The sequence below is a fragment of the Corynebacterium sp. HMSC05E07 genome (assembly GCF_001807225.1).
GTDB lineage: Bacteria > Actinomycetota > Actinomycetes > Mycobacteriales > Mycobacteriaceae > Corynebacterium > Corynebacterium singulare.
In genome coordinates this window covers 81632-82020 of record NZ_KV788275.1, presented here as the reverse complement: position 1 = coordinate 82020, position 389 = coordinate 81632, and positions in this window count along the sequence as shown.

The following is a 389-nucleotide window of genomic DNA, read 5'->3' as shown; positions in this document are numbered from 1 at the left end:
CTCCCCGCGTAAGCGGGGATGAGCCCCCGCGCGAATTGCTCGGTTTCGTGTTCCCGAAGTGCTCCCCGCGTAAGCGGGGATGAGCCCACCGCCTGCGCGCCGTCCCACACCATCTCGACGTGCTCCCCGCGTAAGCGGGGATGAGCCGCTGAGGCGTGCGGGGAAGGTGGCGTCGCGGTTGTGCTCCCCGCGTAAGCGGGGATGAGCCCTTTGTCCCGTTTGTCCCTGTGGTGATGTTTGCGTGCTCCCCGCGTAAGCGGGGATGAGCCCGTCTGGGGGTCAGCCGCCGCCAACTGAGTAGGGTGCTCCCCGCGTAAGCGGGGATGAGCCCGTCAGCCGCTAAAACCTCAAGCTCACGCTGTGGTGCTCCCCGCGTAAGCGGGGATGAG